Here is an 18,506-nt window from a genome sequence, read left to right as displayed (position 1 = left end):
AACAACATGGCTGAATTCAAAGAAATCTCCCCCAACGCCCCCGTTGGCGAAAAACTCCTCAACTGGGTGGACAACCGCTTCCCCCTGTCCAAGCTCTACAAAGAGCACATGAGCGAGTACTACGCACCGAAAAACTTCAACATCTGGTACGTCTTTGGCGTTTTGTCGATGTTGGTTCTGGTCATCCAGATCGTGACCGGCATTTTCCTGGTCATGCACTACAAGCCTGATGCGGCTGTGGCTTTCGCCTCTGTCGAGTACATCATGCGCGATGTGCCTTGGGGCTGGTTGATCCGTTACATGCACTCCACAGGCGCTTCGGCGTTCTTCATAGTGGTTTACCTGCACATGTTCCGTGGCCTGATTTATGGCAGCTACCGCAAGCCGCGCGAGCTGGTCTGGATCTTCGGTTGCGCGATCTTCTTGTGTCTGATGGCTGAAGCCTTCATGGGTTACCTGTTGCCTTGGGGCCAGATGTCCTACTGGGGCGCTCAGGTGATCGTGAACTTGTTCTCGGCCATTCCTTTCATCGGTCCTGATCTGGCTTTGCTGATCCGTGGCGATTTCGTGGTCGGCGACGCCACCCTGAACCGCTTCTTCAGCTTCCACGTGATCGCTGTGCCTTTGGTCTTGCTGGGTCTGGTTGTGGCGCACATCATTGCGCTGCACGAAGTCGGCTCCAACAACCCTGACGGCGTTGAAATCAAGGGCCCGAACGCGCCCAAAGATGCTCAAGGGCACCCTTTGGACGGCATTCCTTTCCACCCTTACTACTCGGTGCACGACATCATGGGCGTGAGCGTCTTCTTGATGGCTTTCACTGCGATCGTGTTCTTCGCGCCTGAATTCGGTGGTTACTTCCTCGAATACAACAACTTCATTCCGGCCGATCCGCTGACCACACCTTTGCACATCGCACCCGTGTGGTACTTCACACCGTTCTATTCGATGCTGCGTGCCATCACCAGCGAGATGATGTACGCCTTGATCGCTTGCGTGGTGATCGGTGCTGTCTTGGCTGTGGCCAAAGGCAAACTGCCTCAGTTGCTCAAGGGTGCTGTGATCGGCGCAGCCGTGGTGATCTCTGCCCTGATGTTGGCCATCGATGCCAAGTTCTGGGGTGTGGTGGTCATGGGCGGTGCAGTTGTGATCCTGTTCTTCCTGCCATGGCTGGACAACAGCCCTGTCAAGTCGATCCGTTACCGTCCTGACTGGCACAAGTACCTCTACGGCGTGTTCGTGATCAACTTCCTGATCCTGGGCTACCTCGGTGTGCAGCCGCCATCGCCTATCGGTGAGCGCGTCTCTCAAGTCGGTTCATTGTTCTACTTCGGTTTCTTCTTGTTGATGCCTTGGTGGAGCAAGCTGGGTACGCCCAAGCAGGTTCCTGACCGCGTGACCTTCACGCCTCACTGAGATCACGGAGATTCAAGAACATGAAAAACATCAAGAAACTCGCGCTGGGCTTTGTGATGGCCCTCGGTCTGATGGCCGGTGCCCAGGCCTCTGGTGGCGCTGGCATTGCATGGGACAAAGCGCCCGTCAAAACCAATGACCTGGCCTCCTTGCAAAACGGTGCCAAGCTGTTTGTCAACTATTGCCTGAATTGCCACTCGGCTGCTTTCATGCGTTACAACCGCCTGAAGGACATCGGTTTGACCGAGCAGCAGATCAAGGACAACCTCTTGTTTGCCACGACCAAAGTCGGTGACACCATGAAGTCGGCCATTGATCCACTGCAAGCCAAAGAGTGGTTCGGCAAGAACCCACCCGACCTGACCCTGATGACGCGTTCGCGTTCGGGCCATGGCGGCACAGGTGCCGACTACCTCTACACCTATCTGCGCAGCTACCACCGTGATGCCACCAAGCCCACAGGCTGGAACAACATGGCTTTCCCGAACGTGGGCATGCCCAACGTGTTGTGGGAATTGCAAGGTGAGCGTGAGCCCGTCTTCGAAGAAAAAGAAGAGCATGGCCACACTGTGCAAATCTTCAAGGGCTGGAAGCAAGTCAAGCCAGGCACGATGACACCTTTGCAATATGACCAGGCCGTGGGTGATTTGGTCAACTACATGCAGTGGATGGCCGAGCCAGCCCAAAACACCCGAGTTCGCATTGGCGTCTGGGTTCTGATTTTCTTGTCGTTCTTTACCTTTATCGCTTGGCGTCTGAATGCAGCGTACTGGAAAGACATCAAGTAATTGATCTTTCACCCGGCCATGCGCCGGGTTCTGTGGAGTGGTGGGTCCAAAAGACCCCCCACTCTTTTTGATTTTTTGAGGAGCCTCTTGCCATGATGGTGCTTTATTCCGGAACCACTTGTCCTTTTTCCCATCGTTGCCGCTTTGTGCTGTTTGAAAAAGGCATGGACTTCGAAATCCGTGATGTGGACTTGTACAACAAGCCCGAAGACATCAATGTGATGAACCCCTACGGCCAGGTTCCGATTCTGGTTGAGCGCGACCTGATCCTGTACGAATCGAACATCATCAACGAGTACATCGACGAGCGCTTTCCGCATCCCCAACTGATGCCCGGTGACCCGGTTGACCGTGCCCGCGTGCGCTTGTTCTTGCTCAACTTCGAGAAAGAACTCTTTGCCCATGTGCTGACGCTTGAAAACCGTGCGCTCAAAGGCAATGACAAAGCCCTGGAAAAAGCCCGCTCGCACATCCGCGATCGCTTGACCCAGTTGGCCCCGGTGTTTCTGAAAAACAAATTCATGCTGGGTGACAACTTCTCGATGCTCGACGTGGCGATCGCGCCGCTGCTCTGGCGTCTGGACTATTACGGCATTGAACTCAGCAAAAACGCTGCGCCATTGCTCAAGTACGCTGAACGCATTTTCTCGCGTCCCGCCTACATCGAGGCACTGACGCCGTCCGAAAAGGTCATGCGCAAGTAAGTTCGGCTGGAGCCTACGATGATCAGTGCTGTCGAACTGCCTTCTACGCGCCCTTACCTGATTCGCGCGCTGTACGACTGGTGTTCCGAAAACGGTTTCACGCCTTACGTGGCCGTCAAGGTGGACAACTCCGTGCAGGTGCCGCGTGAATACGTGCAAGGTGGCGAGATCGTGCTGAATGTCAGCATGGACGCCACCAGTTCGCTCAAATTGGGCAATGATTTCATTGAATTCAAAGCCCGGTTCGGCGGGAAGCCGCGCGACATCATGGTACCGATCCATCGGGTCATGGCCATTTACGCCCGTGAAAATGGTCAAGGCATGGCTTTCCCTGTGAGCGATGACGAGTCGCCTGCAGTGGGCTTGTCTGCTGTGGGTGTGTCAGAAGCCTCTTCGGATGAGGGCGACGAGCCCACGCCACCACCGACAACGCCTGCACGTCCTGCACTCAAACGGATCAAGTAAAAAATTAACGGGGCGAGTCCCTGATATGGCTCAGGATCAAGTTAGAATCTAGCCCGTGCCGCTTTAGCTCAGTTGGTAGAGCACCCGCCTTGTAAGCGGTAGGTCGTCAGTTCGAATCCGACAAGCGGCACCACAAACCTGAAAAGGCCCTGATCCACGATCAGGGCCTTTTTTTTGGTTTCGAGGTCATTGCCAGGCGTGACGCGCCCACGCCCACGGCGCTCAAAGGTTGCGGTTTTGCACCTTGATTCGGATGGAGCTCACGCTCAGGTCTTTTTGGTTCAGGTGCGCTTGGAAAGCCGGCACCAATTGGCGCAATTTGGCCGCCACCGCGTTCGAGCTGACCAGCAGGCACCAGCAACCGTCCTCAATGGGGCCGGCCTGTACGCTGGCCCGCAATGGGGCGGGCAACAAGGTTCGAATGGCGGTGAGCCTGGCCGATGATTCGCGCACTAAACCCGCCAGTCGCGCAAAAGTGGGGGACTCTTGCGCGGCTTGTTGCAACGGAATGGCTTGATGGCGTCTTTGCATGTTGGGCAGTCGGATGCGCCATTATCCGGCAGCGGGCAAGGGTTCGGCCAACTCAGTAAAAACAGGCATGCCCAGAGGCTAAAATCATCCAGTTAGGCTGGCGCTTGTGGCGGCCGGCTGGTGGCACAGGGTTTCGCAACCCGCAGGCCCGGTTTCTCTGAACCCTTTAACTTGACAGGATAGACGGTCTGTTTCTCAGCCATTGGCTGAAGGTGGATCTTGTAGACATGGCCATCCCATTCCTCACTAAAATTTTCGGCAGCCGTAACGACCGCCTGCTCAAGCAATACCGCAAAACGGTGGAGCGCATCAACGCACTGGAAACCGGACTGGAGTCCTTGAGCGACGATGAACTGCGCGCCAAGACCCAAAGCTTCCGTGAGCGCTTTGCTGCAGGCGAAACGCTGGATGCCTTGATGCCAGAAGCGTTTGCCGTGGTACGCGAAGGCTCCAAGCGCGTCATGAAGATGCGCCACTTCGATGTGCAGCTGGCCGGTGGTATCGCCTTGCACAACGGCAAGATCGCTGAAATGCGCACGGGCGAGGGCAAAACCCTGACCTCCACACTGCCCGCTTACCTGAATGCATTGGCCGGCAAGGGCGTGCATGTGGTGACCGTGAACGATTACCTCGCCAGCCGTGATGCGAAGTGGATGGGCAAGCTGTTCAACTTCCTGGGCTTGTCGGTCGGTATCAACCTTGCCCAGATGTCGCGTGAAGAAAAGCAAGCGGCTTACAACTCGGACATCACCTACGGCACCAACAACGAATACGGTTTTGACTACCTGCGCGACAACATGGTCTATGAAGCCCATGACCGTGTGCAGCGTCCACTGAACTACGCCATCATCGACGAGGTGGACTCCATCCTGATCGACGAGGCCCGCACGCCACTGATCATCAGCGGTCAGGCCGAAGACCACACAGCGACTTATTTGTCGATGAAGCAGGTCGTGCCTTTGCTGACCCGTCAGGAAGGCGAAGCCGATCCGCGCACGGGCGAGGGCATCATCACCCCCGGCGATTTCACGCTGGATGAAAAATCGCACCAGATTTTCCTGACCGAGCAAGGTCACGAAAAAGCCGAAGCGGTGTTGGCCCAGATGGGGCTGATACCTGAAGGCGCGAGTCTGTACGACCCGGCCAACATCACCTTGATGCACCACCTGAACGCGGCTTTGCGTGCGCAGCACCTGTACCACCGTGACCAACACTATGTGGTGCAAGAGGGCGAGATCGTCATCGTGGACGAGTTCACCGGCCGCTTGATGACAGGCCGCCGCTGGAGCGATGGTCTGCACCAAGCTGTAGAGGCCAAAGAAGGCGTGCAGATCCAGGCCGAGAACCAGACACTGGCCTCCATCACGTTCCAGAACTATTTCCGCCTGTACAACAAGATCGGCGGCATGACCGGTACGGCCGACACCGAAGCGTATGAGTTCCAGGAAATCTACGGTCTAGAGACTGTGGTCATTCCGCCGCACCGCAAGAGCCAGCGTGAAGACCAGCTTGACCGTGTCTACAAGACATCGCAAGAGCGCTATACCGCCGCCATTGCCGACATTCGTGAATGCCACGAGCGCGGCCAACCCGTGCTGGTGGGCACCACCTCGATTGAAAACTCCGAGCTGATTGCCCAGTTGCTCACACAGGTCAATTTGCCGCACCAGGTGCTCAATGCCAAGCAGCACGCACGCGAGGCCGACATCGTGGCCCAAGCAGGTCGCCCCGGCATGATCACCATTGCCACCAACATGGCCGGTCGGGGGACCGACATCGTGTTGGGCGGCAACATCGAAAAAGACATTCAGGCGGTGGAAGCCGACGAGAGCTTGTCAGAAGAGGCCCGTCAAGCCCGTGTGGCCGAACTGCGCGAGCAGTGGAAGATCGTGCACGAACAGGTCAAGGCTTTGGGCGGTCTGCGCATCATCGCCACCGAGCGTCACGAGTCACGCCGCATCGACAACCAGTTGCGTGGCCGTTCGGGCCGCCAGGGTGATCCAGGTTCTTCGCGTTTTTACCTGAGTCTGGACGATCCGCTCATGCGCATTTTTGCGGGTGACCGTGTGCGCTCCATCATGGACCGCTTGAAAATGCCTGAAGGCGAAGCCATCGAAGCGGGCATCGTCACGCGCAGCATCGAAAGCGCCCAGCGCAAAGTTGAGTCGCGCAACTTCGACATCCGCAAGCAATTGCTCGAATACGACGATGTCTCGAACGACCAACGCAAGGTCATCTACCAGCAGCGCAACGACATCCTGGACGCACAAGACCTGAACAGCCAGATCGCTTCGTTGCGTGAAGGCTGCTTCAGCGATCTGGTTCGCCAATATGTGCCCGCTGAATCTGTCGAAGAACAGTGGGATCTGGTCAGCCTCGAAAAAGCGCTGGCCGATGAGTGGTTGCTCGCAGTCCCCTTGCGCGACAAGGTGCAGGCCTCCAACGCGATCACCGATGAAGAAATTTTGGAGACGGTGGTGGCCGCAGCCAACGCCCATTTCCAGACCAAGCTTGACAGCGTGGGCGCTCAAAACTTCATCTCTTTTGAGCGCATGGTTTTGCTGCAAAGCATCGACACGCACTGGCGCGAACACCTGAGCGCGTTGGACTATCTGCGCCAAGGCATTCATTTGCGCGGCTACGCACAAAAGCAACCCAAGCAGGAATACAAGCGCGAAGCGTTTGAGTTGTTTGGCCAGTTGCTGGACGCTGTCAAAAACGAAGTCACCCGCACCTTGATGACCGTGCGCATCGATTCGGGTGACCAGATTGAGCAAGCAGCCCACGACATCGAAGAACGTGCAGAGCACATCAGCAATGTGACTTACAGCGCACCTGACGAGTCGGGTCAGCCCCAAACCGTGTCTGCTGATCTGGCCGGTCTGCAGCAAGAGTGGGGCCCTGTGGGCCGCAACGAGCCCTGCCCTTGTGGCAGTGGCAAGAAGTTCAAACAATGCCACGGCAAACTCGCTTGAGTTTGTCGCACGGATCAAACGGGCTTCGGCCCGTTTTGTTTATGGACCGCCGAAATCATTTCCTGTTTTCCTGAAAGATCACCATGCCTGTGAATTTGCCACCACTGGACCCTGCACAACTGAGCCCGATTGCGGGTGTTCGCATCGGCATTGCCGAAGCCGGTGTGCGCAAAGCCAACCGCAAAGACCTGACCGTGTTTTTGCTGGACGAGGGAGCCAGCGTGGCCGGTGTGTTCACCAGCAACCGCTTTTGCGCAGCGCCTGTGCAAGTTTGCCGTGAACATCTGGCGGCTGGCAGTGCCGTGCGTGCCTTGGTCATCAACACCGGCAATGCCAATGCAGGGACCGGTGCACCGGGCTTGGCGCACGCGCGCCAAACCTGTGATGCCTTGGCCAGTTTGCTGCAATGCGCGCCTGCGCAGATCTTGCCGTTTTCGACCGGCGTGATCATGGAGCCCTTGCCTGTGGACCGCATCGTGGCGGGCTTGCCTGCTGCATTGGCCGATGCGCAAGCCGCCCACTGGGCCAAGGCTGCAGAAGGCATCATGACCACCGACACTGTGCCCAAAGCGGCCAGTGTGCAGGTCAAAGTCGGTGGGCAAACCGTCAGCATCACCGGCATCAGCAAAGGTGCGGGCATGATCCGTCCCAACATGGCCACCATGCTGGGCTTTGTGGCCACCGATGCGTGCATTGCCCCTGCCTTGTTGCCAGCGCTGGCCAAGCGCCTGGCCGATGGCTCGTTCAATCGCATCACCATCGATGGCGACACATCAACCAACGACTCGTTCATGCTGATCGCCACGCACAAGGCCGGTCATGCACAGATCACCTCGCTCGACAGCACCGACGGCCAGGCCTTGGTGCAGGGTTTGATGCAAGTGGCCCGTCAGCTGGCCCATGCCATCGTGCGCGATGGCGAAGGCGCCACCAAGTTCATCACGGTGCAGGTCGAAGGTGGCCGCACAGGCGAAGAGTGCCGCCAGGTGGCTTATGCGATTGCGCACTCGCCCTTGGTTAAAACGGCTTTCTTTGCGAGCGACCCGAACCTGGGCCGCATCCTGGCGGCCGTGGGCTATGCCGGGATCACCGATCTGGACCAGGGCCTGATTGAGCTGCACCTGGACGATGTGCATGTGGTCTCCAAGGGTGGACGCCGCGCCGAATACCGCGAAGAAGACGGTCAGCGCGTCATGAAAGGCAGCGAGATCACCGTGCGTGTGGGCCTGGGCCGCGGCACAGCCTCCGACACCGTCTGGACCTGCGACCTGAGCCACGAATACGTCACCATCAACGCCGATTACCGTTCATGAACGCCTCTCCCAATTCAGCCCTTGAGCAACTGCTGGCCAAAGTCAGCCAACTGGTCGACCGCATCGAGTCGGTATTGCCCCAGCCTTTGTCGGCACCCGATTGGGGCCAGGCCATTGCCTGGCGCTACCGCAAGCGCTCGTCTGGTCATGGCGTGCTGGAGCCGGTGCGCTATGTGGCGGCCATGACGCTGGATGACCTCAAGGAAATCGACGACCAGAAAGAAAAACTGCAGCGCAACACCGAGCAGTTTGTGCATGGGCATCCTGCCAACAACGTGTTGCTGACCGGGGCACGCGGCACCGGCAAATCGTCCCTCATCAAGGCCTGCCTCAACACCTACGCCGCGCAAGGCTTGCGCCTGATCGAAGTAGACAAGGAAGACCTGACCGATTTGCCCGACATCATCGAGGTGGTGGCGGGACGCGCTGAAAAGTTCATTGTGTATTGCGACGACCTGAGTTTCGAAGACGGCGAGCCAGGTTACAAGGCGCTCAAGTCGATCCTTGACGGCACGGTGGCAGCGTCCACCCCCAATGTGCTGGTGTATGCCACCAGCAACCGGCGTCATTTGTTGCCCGAATACATGAGCGAGAACCTGACCTACAAGCACACCGACGACGGGGAAGTCCATCCCGGTGAGGGTGTGGAAGAGAAGATCTCTTTGTCAGAGCGCTTTGGCCTCTGGATCAGCTTCTACCCGTTTTCGCAAGACGAATACCTGACCATTGCAGGCCAGTGGCTCAGCGCTTTGGGCGCCACACCCGCACAAATCGCGGCAGCACGCCCCGATGCGCTGCTGTGGGCTTTGGAGCGTGGTTCACGCAGCGGCCGTGTGGCCTACCAGTTTGCACGCGACATGATGGGTCGCCAATCGGACCGCGCATGAGCACAGGTCTGCTGGTGGCCGATGGCGAGCGTGCGCGCGAAGACCTGACGGCGGGTCAGTCAGCGCGTGCGGTGGTCGATGTGGCGGTTGGCGTGTTGGTGCAGGCCGACGGCCAGTTTTTGCTCACCTCACGCCCCGAAGGCAAGGTGTACGCGGGCTACTGGGAGTTCCCGGGCGGCAAGCTGGAAGCGGGTGAGTCGGTCGAACAAGCCCTGCGGCGCGAGCTGCAAGAAGAGTTGGGCATCACGATCGGCCAAGCGCAGGCCTGGAAAACCCAGATGGTCGATTACCCGCACGCCTTGGTGCGCTTGCATTTTTGCAAAGTGTGGGCGTGGCAAGGGGCGTTGCAAATGCGTGAAGGTCAATCACACGCCTGGCAAACGCTGCCGGTGGATGTGGCGCCTGTGTTGCCCGGCACCGTGCCGGTGTTGGGCTGGTTGGCCGAAGAGCGCAGCTTCAGGGGTGCCACGCACGGCTGAAGCTGGGCGGCAGAGGCTCATTGCAAGCTCATTGCAAGCTCATTGCAAGCGCGGGTCGCCAAAGGGCTCGTCAGGTGGCGTGTCGTCGGGCAGTTTGAATTCTTCACTGGCCCAGGCCCCCAAATCGACACCCTTGCAGCGGGCGCTGCAAAACGGGCGATAAGGGTTGGCAGTGCTGTAAAGGCTCACGCCTGCGCAGGCCGGGCAGCGCACCTTGCGGGGCGCGAAATCTTGTTGAGGCTGGTTCGAGTCGCTCATGCGCACAAAGACATTTCAAAAGGCACGTCATCGGTGGTGGCCACCAATTTGCCGTCGCTTTGCTGGCGCATCATGCGAATGACCACCAGCAAACGGTTGCAGCTGATTTCGGGGGTGATGCCGAGCGCCGGATCGATCTTCAGGCGCAGCAACTGAAAGGCGCGCCCTTGCGGCAGGTTTTGCTGCAATTGGCCCGCTGTGGCCATGACTTTTTGGCTGCTGCCGGATTCACGCAGCATTTGCAACAGCAACTGGATGGATTGGGCCAAGGGGGCAAACGGTGCCACCCATTGCGCCAAATCGCTGGTGCGGCTTGGCGCATCGTGGTGCTGCCATGCGTAATAGGCCGGCAAGTCGAACTCGCAGGTGCCGCCAGGGATGACCACGCGGCTGCGCAAGGCCATCAGGAAATCGTTGTCGTTGAGGCTTTGGCCGATTTTTCCGCTGATCTGGTTGAGCGATTCAAAGTGCTCGTCCAGCTGGGCGATCAGGCCATCGAGGGCTTTTTCCGAAATGGCGGGGTTGCCACGGTAGCCGTTGTAGAGCTGCTTTTGGCGTTCCAGATCTTTCAGGACGTCCGATTTGAGCTCTGAACGCGATGCCACTTCGATGATTTCAAACAAAGTGGTCAGCGCAAAGTGGTGGTCCAAGGCCTCCGTGCGGGCCATCAATTGGCCCAGGCGGTTGAACAGTTGTTGCAGCCGCAGGTAAGTGCGGATGCGTTCGTTAAAAGGGTATTCGTACAGTATCACGCGGCGTCTTCCAGTGCCGCCATCATAGCCCGAAGTCAGCAGCCACTTGGGCCACCTGGCCCTCTAATTCGGCCAGACTCAGGCCTTGATTGAAGATCACCACATCGGCACAGGCCAGGCGTTGCGCTCGGGAGGCTTGCAAGGCGATGATGCGGTCAATTTCTTCGGCCGCCAAGCCACTTCGGGCCATGACCCGTTGGCGCTGCGTGTCGGCATCGCAATCGACCACCACCACCCGGTCGACCTGTCGACGCCAGCGCTCGCCCGATTCCACCAGCAGGGGCACATCGAACACGAGGCAGCGCTGGCCTTTTTGCAAGGCGGCCTGTGCCTGTTCAGCCGTGATGAGGCTCACCAAGGGATGGATGATGGCCTCCAGTTGCTTTTTGGTCTCCGGATTTTGAAAGACCCGCTCGCGCATGGCCTGTCGGTTCATGGCGCCATCGGCATCGACCATTTGGGGCCCAAAGACTTGGGCAATGCTGGCCATGGCGCGTCCACCCGGTGCCGTCACGCTGCGCGAAATCGCGTCAGCGTCGATCACGGCTGCGCCGCGGGCCGCCAACAGGCCTGCCACTGTGCTTTTGCCGCTGCCAATGCCACCGGTCAAGCCGATGCGCCAAATACGCTGATGGTTCATGGTTTAAACAGGCAAGACGGGCAGGGGGCCAAAGGCCATGACCCACAAACCCGCCAAGGCCAAAAAGGGACCAAACGGAATATAGCCGTCTTCGGCCAGGCGCTGGCGCACACGCAGCCACAACCCCCCAGCGACACCCGTCAGGGATGCCATCAGCACCACCGACAACAAAGCGGGCCAGCCCAGCCAGGCACCCAGTGCCGCCAGCAGTTTGAAGTCGCCTTGGCCCATGCCCTCTTTGCCGGTGACCCATTTGAACAACCAATAAACAGCCCACAAAAAGAGGTAACCCACCACGGCCCCCCACAAGGCCGTGGACAAGCCCACGGCGCTGAGGTCCAGGCTCGCCGCCAACAAACCCGACCACACCAATGGTTGGGTGATGGCGTCGGGCAGCAGCGTGGTGTCGGCGTCGATGGCGGCCAAGGTCACCAAGGCGGCCGCAAAACCGGCCCAGGCCAAAGCTTGCACGCTGAGGCCATACCTTGAAAAACTCCAGACAAAAAGGGCGGCGGTCAGCAGTTCGATCGCCGGGTAGCGCCAGCCAATCGGGGCATGGCATTGGCGGCAGCGCCCCTTGAGCACCAGATAGCTGAGCACGGGGATTTTTTCGGCCCACGGCAGGGCATGGTCACAGTGGGGGCAGTGCGAGCCTGGCGTGGCGATGTTGTAGGGCTGAGGTTTTGGCTGGTGGGGTGGGCTGTCGGGCACTTGTTCGTGCAGCGCCTCGGCCCATTGGGCCTCCAGCATGCGGGGCAGGCGGTGAATGACCACGTTCAGGAAACTGCCCACCACCAGACCCAGCAGGGCGACACCGCCCCAAGCGAATGCATCGGTGAACATCTTAGAAAACCTGACCCAAGCGAAAAATTGGCAAATACATGGCCACAAGAATACCGCCAATCAAGCCGCCCAGCACCACAATGATCAAAGGTTCCAGCAAACTCGACAGACCGTTCACCCGGTCATCCAGCTCGGTTTCCATCAGCCCTCCCGCCCGTGCCAGCAAATTGTCCATGGCACCGGTCTCCTCGCCCGTGGCGCACAGCTGCACGATCATGGGTGGGAAACGGCCCGTTTGGCCCATGGCCTCGCTCAAGCGGCTGCCTTGTGCCACTTGCCGTTGCAGTTGCAAAGTCACCCGCGCAAAAACAGCGTGATCGCAAGCCTGGGCCACAGGCCCCAAGGCTTCTGCCAAGGGCACGCCGGCTGCCAGCAAGGCCGACAAGGTTTGGGCCCAGCGCGCCACCACCGCCGTGCCGATCAGTGATCCCAGCAGGGGCAACTTGAGCAACCAGCGGTCTCGGGTGACTTGGAGTTGGGCTTGCGCACTTGGAGGTCTTTGCCACAGCCAGAGGCACAACAAAACCCCCAGCACCGCCATGGGCCCTGAAGCGCTCAAGCCATCGCTCAGGGCCACCACCATCTGTGTGGCCCAGGGCAAATCGGCACCGAAGGACTTGAACACATCCTCGAACACCGGCACAACAAACACCAGAATCAGCACCAGGACCGCGGTGGCCACCGCCATCACCGCGCAGGGGTAGATCAGCGCAGAACGCACACGCGAGCGCAAGGTTTCGTTTTTTTCAAGGGTGTGTGCCAAGCGCTCCATCATGGTGTCCAGAATGCCTGCCGACTCGCCGGCTTGCACCATGCTGATGTACAGCCCTGTGAAGAGGGTGGGGTGCCGGGCCAAGGCCTCATGCAAAGCCGTGCCGGAAACGACATCGTTTCGCACCTGATGCACGATGTCCACCAGTGCTGCAGAAGGCAGACTGCGCAACAGCATGTCCAGCGATTGCAACAGGGGTACACCTGCACGCAGGAGTGCCGCCAGCTGGCGTGTCATGAGCGACAGATCGCGTGGTCGCACACGGGCTGAGTGATCCCACCACAGGCGCTGTAGTCGCACCTGCTGTATGCCTTGCCTGCGCAGCTGGGCGCGAGCCAAGCCGACATCGTGGGCACTCAGCCGGCCTTGCGCTGGGCGGCCTTGGTCGTCACGCCCTTGCCATGCAAAGGCCATCGGCTGACGCTGGCGCTGGGTGTGGGGCTGGCTCATGCGCCAACCCGTGTGTTGGCCAGGACTTCATCGAGCGAGGTGATGCCTTGCAGCACTTTACGCAGGCCCGCCAGCCGCAAAGTGCCCACCCCCTCTCGCTGTGCCTGTTGGGCCAATTCCTGTTGGCCTGCATCGCGCAAGATCAGGTCTTGCATTTCTGCGCTCACAGGCATGACCTGAAAAATGCCCGTTCGTCCTGCAAACCCTTTGTGGCAATGTGCACAACCCACGGGCGAGAACGCCTGAGCCGTGTCGGCGGTCAGCAAGGCGGCAGGCAGTCCGGCTTTCAGCAAAACCTCTGACGACAAAGACACGCTCTTTTTGCACAAAGGGCACAGACAGCGCACCAGCCGCTGGGCCGTGATCAGCGTCACGCTGGCCGCAATGTTGTAGGAGGCCGTGCCCATGTTGCGCAAACGAACCAAGGTGCTGGGCGCGTCGTTGGTGTGCAGGGTGGACAACACCAGATGGCCCGTTTGAGCTGCCTGGATAGCGATGTTGGCCGTTTCCAGATCCCTCACCTCACCCACCATCAGGATGTCCGGGTCTTGCCGCAAAAAGGCACGCAAAGCGATGGCAAATGTCAGGCCGGGTTTGTCCTGCACATTCACCTGGTTGATGCCTTGTAGCTGGATTTCGCAAGGGTCTTCCACCGTGGCGATGTTCACTTCGGCCGTGTTGAGCAGGTTCAGGCAAGCGTAAAGCGATTGCGTTTTGCCTGAGCCCGTGGGCCCGGTCACCAACACCATGCCGTGGGGTCGATGAATCGCTTCGACCAGGCGTGCCAGGTCTTCGGGTTCATAACCCAGCCGGTTCAGGTCGAGTTGGGCCTGCGCCGAGTCCAGCACCCGAATCACCAGTTTTTCGCCAAACAAGGTCGGCAAGGTGCTCACCCGCAAATCCAGCTCGCGCCCGCTTTGCAGCAGCAGCTTCATGCGCCCGTCTTGCGGCAGGCGTTTTTCTGCGATGTCGAGCCGTGAAAGCACCTTGATGCGTGACGATAACCGGTCTTTGAGTGCCATGGCCGGGGTGGCCATTTCGCGCAACTCGCCGTCAATGCGCATGCGCACCCGGTAGTGGTGTTCGTAGGGCTCAAAGTGCAGGTCAGAGGCTTTGAGCGCCACGGCCTGTTCCAGCAGTTGCTGGACCAAACTGACAACGGGCGCGTCATCGACGGCACCGAACTTGGATCGGTTGTTGGCGTTGTCCAGCATGGCGTCCCCTGAATGATTTTGTTTTCTTTTGAAAACGCATCATGAGCCGCCTTTGCCAGTTTGTAAATGCGGCAGTCGAAAGCCGTCAGCCGGCGGCGGGATCAATCGCTGGCGTGGCTGGCCTTGGGTGTGGGGCCTTGCATGACTTGCCCGCAACTGTTGCCGCCGCTTTGTGCGCAGGGCATCTGGCACAGCTCGCGGTTTTGCAGCGGGCACGCACGGTTGAATGTGACCACATGGTCCACCTCGGCCCGGATGCCGATCCACTCGCCCAGCTTGTGGTCGTGGTGGCTGGGGACGTGGGCCATCAGCAGCTCGCCGCTGGCCAGACGCAGGGTGTACAAAAATTCGGAACCCCTGAACGCCTTGCGGATGATCTCGGCTTTCACTGGCGCGTGGTCATCGTGCACGATGTCGTCGGCGCGCAGCAGCACATCGCACAGGCCACCTTCAAACGCACAGGGCAGAGGGCATTCGGCCACATCGCGCAGCTCGCCCACAGGGGTGCTGACCAGGATGTGCCCGTCCACCTCACGCAGCGTGGCGGGCGTGAACACACCATGGCCAATGAAGTCCGCCACAAAGCGGGTGGCTGGCCGGTGGTAGAGGCTGTAGGCATCGTCCCACTGGTGCAGCTGGCCTTCGTTCATCACACCGATCACATCGCCAATGGCAAAGGCTTCGAGCTGGTCGTGCGTGACCAGCAAGGCGGTGGCGTTGGCGGCTTTCAGAATGTTGCGCACCTCGTGGGCCAGGCGCTCACGCAGGTCGATGTCAAGGTTGGAAAACGGCTCGTCCAGCAGCAGCAGGTCGGGCTTGGGGGCCAGGGCGCGGGCCAGCGCCACGCGTTGCTGCTGGCCACCCGACAGTTCGTGCGGAAAGCGTTTTTCTGAGCCGCCCAGTCCAACGAGCTCCAGCACATCGGTGACGCGTTGCTGGCGTTGAGCTTTGGGCAGGTGGTTCAGGCCAAAGCCCACATTGCGGCCCACATCCATGTGCGGGAAAAGGGCGTAATCCTGAAACACCATGCCAATGCGGCGGCTTTCTGCAGGCTCGGTGTGCCCCGCCTCGCTGACCACGCGGCCAGACAGCAGGATTTTGCCGCCCGAAACGGGCTCCAGTCCGGCCACGGCACGCAGCAGCGTGGTCTTTCCGCAGCCCGAGGGACCGATCAGCACGCCAATGTCGCCCGCACGCAGGCCCAGGTTCACCCCGCGCACGGCGGGCGTTGGGCTGCCTGGGTATTGAATGTCCAGTTGGCGAAGCTCTAAAAACATGGGCTTGATTGTAGGCAGGTTGCACAGAGCCCTGTCGGAGAGGGGGACTGCAAGCGCTGGCCTGTCCGGGCAGCGGCCCCCATTCGTTGCTGGGTATGGGCTCCTACAATAAGCCCTTCCTCTGATGGGCCTGTTTTGATGCTGCACACCCTGGCCCGACGTTTGTCGGGTCTTTCTTCGCTGCTTTATGCCTTGCTGGCGCTGGCTTTGGCCTTGCCGGTTTTGGCCGTGCTCGGCTCCTGGTTGCAATGGAGCCCGCAAAGCACCGACATTTTGCTGGAGATGGGGCGCACCGTGCTGCCCGATTACGCACTCACCACCTTGGGCCTTTGCCTGATGGTAGCCGTGGGGGTCACGGTCCTGGGCCTGGCCACGGCGGCCCTGGTCACGCTGTTTGACTTTCCGGGGCGCGGTGTTTTTGAATGGCTGCTGCTCTTGCCACTGGCCATGCCCGCTTATGTGGTGGCTTATGCCTACACCGACTTTTTGCAATACAGCGGCCCGCTTCAAATGGGCTTGCGGGCCTGGTTGGGGCTCAAGGGCAGCCTGTGGCCCGATGTGCGCAGTGTCTGGGGGGCGGCGCTGGTGTTCACTCTGGCGCTCTACCCTTACGTGTATTTGCTGGCCCGCACCGCCCTGGTGGAACGCGCCTCGGGCCTGATGGAAGCTGCCCGCTTGCTGGGCGCTCCCTTGTCGCGTCGCATTCGCGAGATCGCTTTGCCTTTGGCTCGGCCTGCGGTGGCGGCCGGGGTGGCGTTGGCGCTGATGGAAACCCTGGCCGACTTCGGCGTGTCCAGTTACTTCGGCATCCAGACTTTCACGGCCGGTATCTACAAAGCCTGGCTGTCCATGGACAACCGCATTGCCGCAGCGCAACTGGCCACGGTGCTGTTGGCGGTGGTGGTGGTGTTGCTTCAGCTGGAGCAGCGGGCTCAAAAACGCATGCGCTTCAACCAGGGGCGTGGTTCCCGCCAAGGCTCCGCCGAGGCACAACCGGTGGCGCTGCAGGGCGCGCGTCGCGTCATGGCCTGGGGGGTGTGCAGCTTGCCGGTGCTGCTGGGCTTTGTGTTGCCCGTGCTCATCATGTTGCGGGCCTTGGTGGCTGAGACGACCGATTTGCCCTGGGACCGTTTTGCCCAATGGGCCCTGACCAGTTTGCGTTTGGGCGCGGTGACCGCCTTGCTGGCGGTGGGTGTGGCGATGGCGCTGGCTTTCAGCGTGCGCACCCGGGCCGACCGCATCAGCCAGGGGGCCATTCAGCTGGTTGGCTTGGGTTATGCCATTCCCGGTGCGGTGGTGGTGGTCGGCTTGCTTTTGCCCGTGGGCTGGATTCAGCAGACTTGGCCCGCATCGTCGGCCGGAGCCTGGATCACGGCCACGTCATTGGGTTTGGTCTGGGCTTATCTGGTGCGCTTTTGTGCCGTGGCATTGCAGTCGGTGCAAAGTGGTTATGCGCGCATTCCGGCCAGCCTGGACGATTCGGCCCGCATGCTGGGCGTGACCGGTTGGGGCCTGATGCGCCGTGTGCATGCCCCGCTGCTCAAGCGAACCACCCTGGCCGCCATGCTGCTGGTGTTTGTGGACGTGATGAAAGAGCTGCCCGCCACCATGGTGCTGCGCCCCTTCAACAGCGACACCCTTGCCGTCGTGGCCTACCAATTGGCCCGGGACGAGCGCCTGGGTGAGGCCGCCTTGCCTTCGCTGGCGCTGGTGCTGGTGGGTCTGATTCCCGTGATCCTGCTCAGCCGGACCTTGCGACAGCCCAAATCCTGAAGCCCGTTTTCAGCGGGACTTTTTCTCGTAGAGTGACTGTTCCTCCAGAATCTGCCGAATGATGGCCCGGGCATGGTCTTCGGTGATGCTGAATTCCTGACGCAAGTGTTCGATGGTCCGTTGCTCTTTGGCGCTCATGTGGCCATCCTTGATCAATTCTTCGACCTCGGTGGTGAACTCGATTTCTTGCCTGCGAACCCGCGTGCTGAAAGCCGACGCGACGATACCGGTCAGCAAAGCCACCGTGAAGACCCCCGAAAGCGCGGTCAAGGCCCCAATCAATTTGCCGTAGCCCGACATGGGCGTGACATCACCATAGCCCACCGTGGTGATGGTGATGATCGACCACCACATGGCATCGGGGATGGTGCCAAACTTGTCTGGTTGCAGCTGGTGCTCGGCGTAATACATCAGGCAAGACGTGATCAGGATCGACAACGCCAGCAGGTACAGGGCCGAAATGAAGGAGCTGATTTCTGCGTAAATCGATGCAATCAGGTCTTCAAGCGCCGTGGAGTAATGCGAGAGTTTCAAAATTCGCATGATCCGCAGCACGCGCAAAAACCGCAAATCCAGACCAGGCAAAAACGATTGCAAGAAAAAGGGCAAGACGGCAATCAAGTCGATCAGGCCATGAAAGCCCAGCACGTAGCCCATGCGTCTGCGCAGAGCGGTGGGCCTGCCGGGGTGGCGTTTTTCGGCGGCAGTCCAGATTCGCAACAGGTATTCGGTGCTGAAAAAGGCCACAGAAATCGCATCAAACACCGTTAGAAAAGGCGCGTACTGCGCTTCGATGGAGGGCACCGACTCCAGCATCACGGCCAACACATTGCTCAGCACCATCAAGGTCAGCAGCCATGAAAAGACCATGGCGGTCTTTTTGTCCTTGTTGCCTTTGAGTTCCAGAATCAGGAACAAGCGGTGTCTGAGGGGGTGTGATGCGGTCATGGTGGGATCTTAGACAAGAAA

General features: G+C 59.7%; 17 protein-coding genes, 1 tRNA gene and 1 pseudogene. 10 read left to right on the top strand and 9 right to left on the bottom strand.

What is annotated here, in order from left to right; all coding sequences use genetic code 11:
• Positions 1-6: 6 nt before the first annotated feature.
• The 5 genes from B9Z33_RS00470 (at position 7) to B9Z33_RS00450 (ending at position 3,506) form a co-directional block, all read left to right on the top strand.
• Positions 7-1,416, top strand: a complete 1,410-nt coding sequence (locus B9Z33_RS00470) for a cytochrome bc complex cytochrome b subunit (protein WP_199220255.1) — start codon at positions 7-9, stop codon at positions 1,414-1,416.
• A 29-nt stretch (positions 1,417-1,445) separates the two neighbouring features.
• Complete coding sequence (locus tag B9Z33_RS00465; protein WP_108286049.1) at positions 1,446-2,204, top strand: cytochrome c1; 759 nt, start codon at positions 1,446-1,448, stop codon at positions 2,202-2,204.
• 92 nt (positions 2,205-2,296) lie between these two features.
• Positions 2,297-2,908, top strand: coding sequence for a glutathione S-transferase N-terminal domain-containing protein (locus B9Z33_RS00460; RefSeq protein WP_019429763.1), 612 nt, complete (start codon positions 2,297-2,299; stop codon positions 2,906-2,908).
• Positions 2,909-2,926: 18 nt separating this feature from the next.
• On the top strand, positions 2,927-3,373 hold the full coding sequence (locus tag B9Z33_RS00455; protein ID WP_108285094.1) for a ClpXP protease specificity-enhancing factor: 447 nt from the start codon (positions 2,927-2,929) through the stop codon (positions 3,371-3,373).
• 57 nt (positions 3,374-3,430) lie between these two features.
• Positions 3,431-3,506: transfer RNA gene (locus tag B9Z33_RS00450), tRNA-Thr, on the top strand.
• An 89-nt stretch (positions 3,507-3,595) separates the two neighbouring features.
• Here the strand turns inward: B9Z33_RS00450 and B9Z33_RS00445 are convergent.
• On the bottom strand, positions 3,596-3,904 hold the full coding sequence (locus B9Z33_RS00445; protein WP_108285093.1) for a DciA family protein: 309 nt from the start codon (positions 3,902-3,904) through the stop codon (positions 3,596-3,598).
• 227 nt (positions 3,905-4,131) lie between these two features.
• Between B9Z33_RS00445 and secA the strand changes: the two genes are divergently transcribed.
• From secA to B9Z33_RS00425, 4 genes are all read left to right on the top strand, one after another.
• On the top strand, positions 4,132-6,879 hold the full coding sequence (secA, locus tag B9Z33_RS00440) for a preprotein translocase subunit SecA (protein WP_108285092.1): 2,748 nt from the start codon (positions 4,132-4,134) through the stop codon (positions 6,877-6,879).
• A gap of 83 nt (positions 6,880-6,962) precedes the next feature.
• On the top strand, positions 6,963-8,192 hold the full coding sequence (argJ, locus tag B9Z33_RS00435) for a bifunctional glutamate N-acetyltransferase/amino-acid acetyltransferase ArgJ (protein ID WP_108285091.1): 1,230 nt from the start codon (positions 6,963-6,965) through the stop codon (positions 8,190-8,192).
• Positions 8,189-9,079 (top strand): ATP-binding protein, encoded by an 891-nt coding sequence (locus tag B9Z33_RS00430; protein WP_108285090.1) that lies wholly within the window; start codon positions 8,189-8,191, stop codon positions 9,077-9,079. Before argJ ends, B9Z33_RS00430 begins: the two co-directional genes overlap by 4 nt.
• A complete protein-coding gene (locus B9Z33_RS00425; protein ID WP_108285089.1) occupies positions 9,076-9,558 on the top strand; it encodes an NUDIX domain-containing protein in 483 nt (160 codons plus the stop codon). The genes B9Z33_RS00430 and B9Z33_RS00425 overlap by 4 nt, the downstream gene beginning before the upstream one ends.
• 39 nt (positions 9,559-9,597) lie before the next feature.
• Here the strand turns inward: B9Z33_RS00425 and B9Z33_RS00420 are convergent, their stop codons facing one another.
• The 7 genes and pseudogenes from B9Z33_RS00420 to B9Z33_RS00390 form a co-directional block, all read right to left on the bottom strand.
• Entirely contained in the window at positions 9,598-9,816 is a 219-nt protein-coding gene (locus B9Z33_RS00420; RefSeq protein WP_108285088.1) for a DNA gyrase inhibitor YacG, read from the bottom strand.
• Entirely contained in the window at positions 9,813-10,568 is a 756-nt protein-coding gene (gene zapD / locus B9Z33_RS00415) for a cell division protein ZapD (protein WP_108285087.1), read from the bottom strand. Before zapD ends, B9Z33_RS00420 begins: the two co-directional genes overlap by 4 nt.
• A 22-nt stretch (positions 10,569-10,590) precedes the next feature.
• On the bottom strand, positions 10,591-11,208 hold the full coding sequence (gene coaE, locus B9Z33_RS00410) for a dephospho-CoA kinase (protein WP_108285086.1): 618 nt from the start codon (positions 11,206-11,208) through the stop codon (positions 10,591-10,593).
• Between the two features lie 3 nt (positions 11,209-11,211).
• The gene (locus tag B9Z33_RS00405) at positions 11,212-12,051 is read right to left on the bottom strand and encodes an A24 family peptidase (RefSeq protein WP_108285085.1); all 840 of its coding nucleotides are present in this window, start codon (positions 12,049-12,051) and stop codon (positions 11,212-11,214) included.
• A 1-nt stretch (position 12,052) separates the two neighbouring features.
• A complete protein-coding gene (locus B9Z33_RS00400; RefSeq protein WP_108285084.1) occupies positions 12,053-13,273 on the bottom strand; it encodes a type II secretion system F family protein in 1,221 nt (406 codons plus the stop codon).
• Positions 13,270-14,472: pseudogene (locus B9Z33_RS00395) on the bottom strand (GspE/PulE family protein); the annotation flags it as partial. The gene B9Z33_RS00400 and the pseudogene B9Z33_RS00395, both read right to left, overlap by 4 nt.
• Positions 14,473-14,588: 116 nt before the next feature.
• The gene (locus B9Z33_RS00390; protein WP_233252679.1) at positions 14,589-15,764 is read right to left on the bottom strand and encodes an ABC transporter ATP-binding protein; all 1,176 of its coding nucleotides are present in this window, start codon (positions 15,762-15,764) and stop codon (positions 14,589-14,591) included.
• Between the two features lie 138 nt (positions 15,765-15,902).
• Here B9Z33_RS00390 and B9Z33_RS00385 point away from each other — a divergent pair, with 138 nt between their 5' ends.
• The gene (locus B9Z33_RS00385; protein WP_108285082.1) at positions 15,903-17,537 is read left to right on the top strand and encodes an iron ABC transporter permease; all 1,635 of its coding nucleotides are present in this window, start codon (positions 15,903-15,905) and stop codon (positions 17,535-17,537) included.
• Positions 17,538-17,546: 9 nt separating this feature from the next.
• Here B9Z33_RS00385 and B9Z33_RS00380 read toward each other — a convergent pair whose 3' ends face one another.
• Complete coding sequence (locus B9Z33_RS00380; RefSeq protein ID WP_108285081.1) at positions 17,547-18,485, bottom strand: ion transporter; 939 nt, start codon at positions 18,483-18,485, stop codon at positions 17,547-17,549.
• Positions 18,486-18,506: the final 21 nt, after the last annotated feature.

The sequence above is a fragment of the Limnohabitans sp. T6-20 genome (assembly GCF_003063505.1).
GTDB lineage: Bacteria > Pseudomonadota > Gammaproteobacteria > Burkholderiales > Burkholderiaceae_C > Limnohabitans_A.
This window is presented reverse-complemented; position numbering and strand designations above follow the sequence as displayed.

Bases quoted from the DNA above. Each gene is read 5' to 3' on its own strand.
- B9Z33_RS00470 (WP_199220255.1), top strand. From the start codon at position 7: ATGGCTGAATTCAAAGAAATCTCCCCCAACGCCCCCGTTGGCGAAAAA.
- B9Z33_RS00460 (WP_019429763.1), top strand. From the start codon at position 2,297: ATGATGGTGCTTTATTCCGGAACCACTTGTCCTTTTTCCCATCGTTGC.
- B9Z33_RS00455 (WP_108285094.1), top strand. From the start codon at position 2,927: ATGATCAGTGCTGTCGAACTGCCTTCTACGCGCCCTTACCTGATTCGC.
- B9Z33_RS00445 (WP_108285093.1), bottom strand. From the start codon at position 3,904: ATGCAAAGACGCCATCAAGCCATTCCGTTGCAACAAGCCGCGCAAGAG.
- secA (WP_108285092.1), top strand. From the start codon at position 4,132: ATGGCCATCCCATTCCTCACTAAAATTTTCGGCAGCCGTAACGACCGC.
- argJ (WP_108285091.1), top strand. From the start codon at position 6,963: ATGCCTGTGAATTTGCCACCACTGGACCCTGCACAACTGAGCCCGATT.
- B9Z33_RS00430 (WP_108285090.1), top strand. From the start codon at position 8,189: ATGAACGCCTCTCCCAATTCAGCCCTTGAGCAACTGCTGGCCAAAGTC.
- B9Z33_RS00425 (WP_108285089.1), top strand. From the start codon at position 9,076: ATGAGCACAGGTCTGCTGGTGGCCGATGGCGAGCGTGCGCGCGAAGAC.
- B9Z33_RS00420 (WP_108285088.1), bottom strand. From the start codon at position 9,816: ATGAGCGACTCGAACCAGCCTCAACAAGATTTCGCGCCCCGCAAGGTG.
- coaE (WP_108285086.1), bottom strand. From the start codon at position 11,208: ATGAACCATCAGCGTATTTGGCGCATCGGCTTGACCGGTGGCATTGGC.
- B9Z33_RS00405 (WP_108285085.1), bottom strand. From the start codon at position 12,051: ATGTTCACCGATGCATTCGCTTGGGGCGGTGTCGCCCTGCTGGGTCTG.
- B9Z33_RS00400 (WP_108285084.1), bottom strand. From the start codon at position 13,273: ATGAGCCAGCCCCACACCCAGCGCCAGCGTCAGCCGATGGCCTTTGCA.
- B9Z33_RS00390 (WP_233252679.1), bottom strand. From the start codon at position 15,764: ATGTTTTTAGAGCTTCGCCAACTGGACATTCAATACCCAGGCAGCCCA.
- B9Z33_RS00385 (WP_108285082.1), top strand. From the start codon at position 15,903: ATGCTGCACACCCTGGCCCGACGTTTGTCGGGTCTTTCTTCGCTGCTT.
- B9Z33_RS00380 (WP_108285081.1), bottom strand. From the start codon at position 18,485: ATGACCGCATCACACCCCCTCAGACACCGCTTGTTCCTGATTCTGGAA.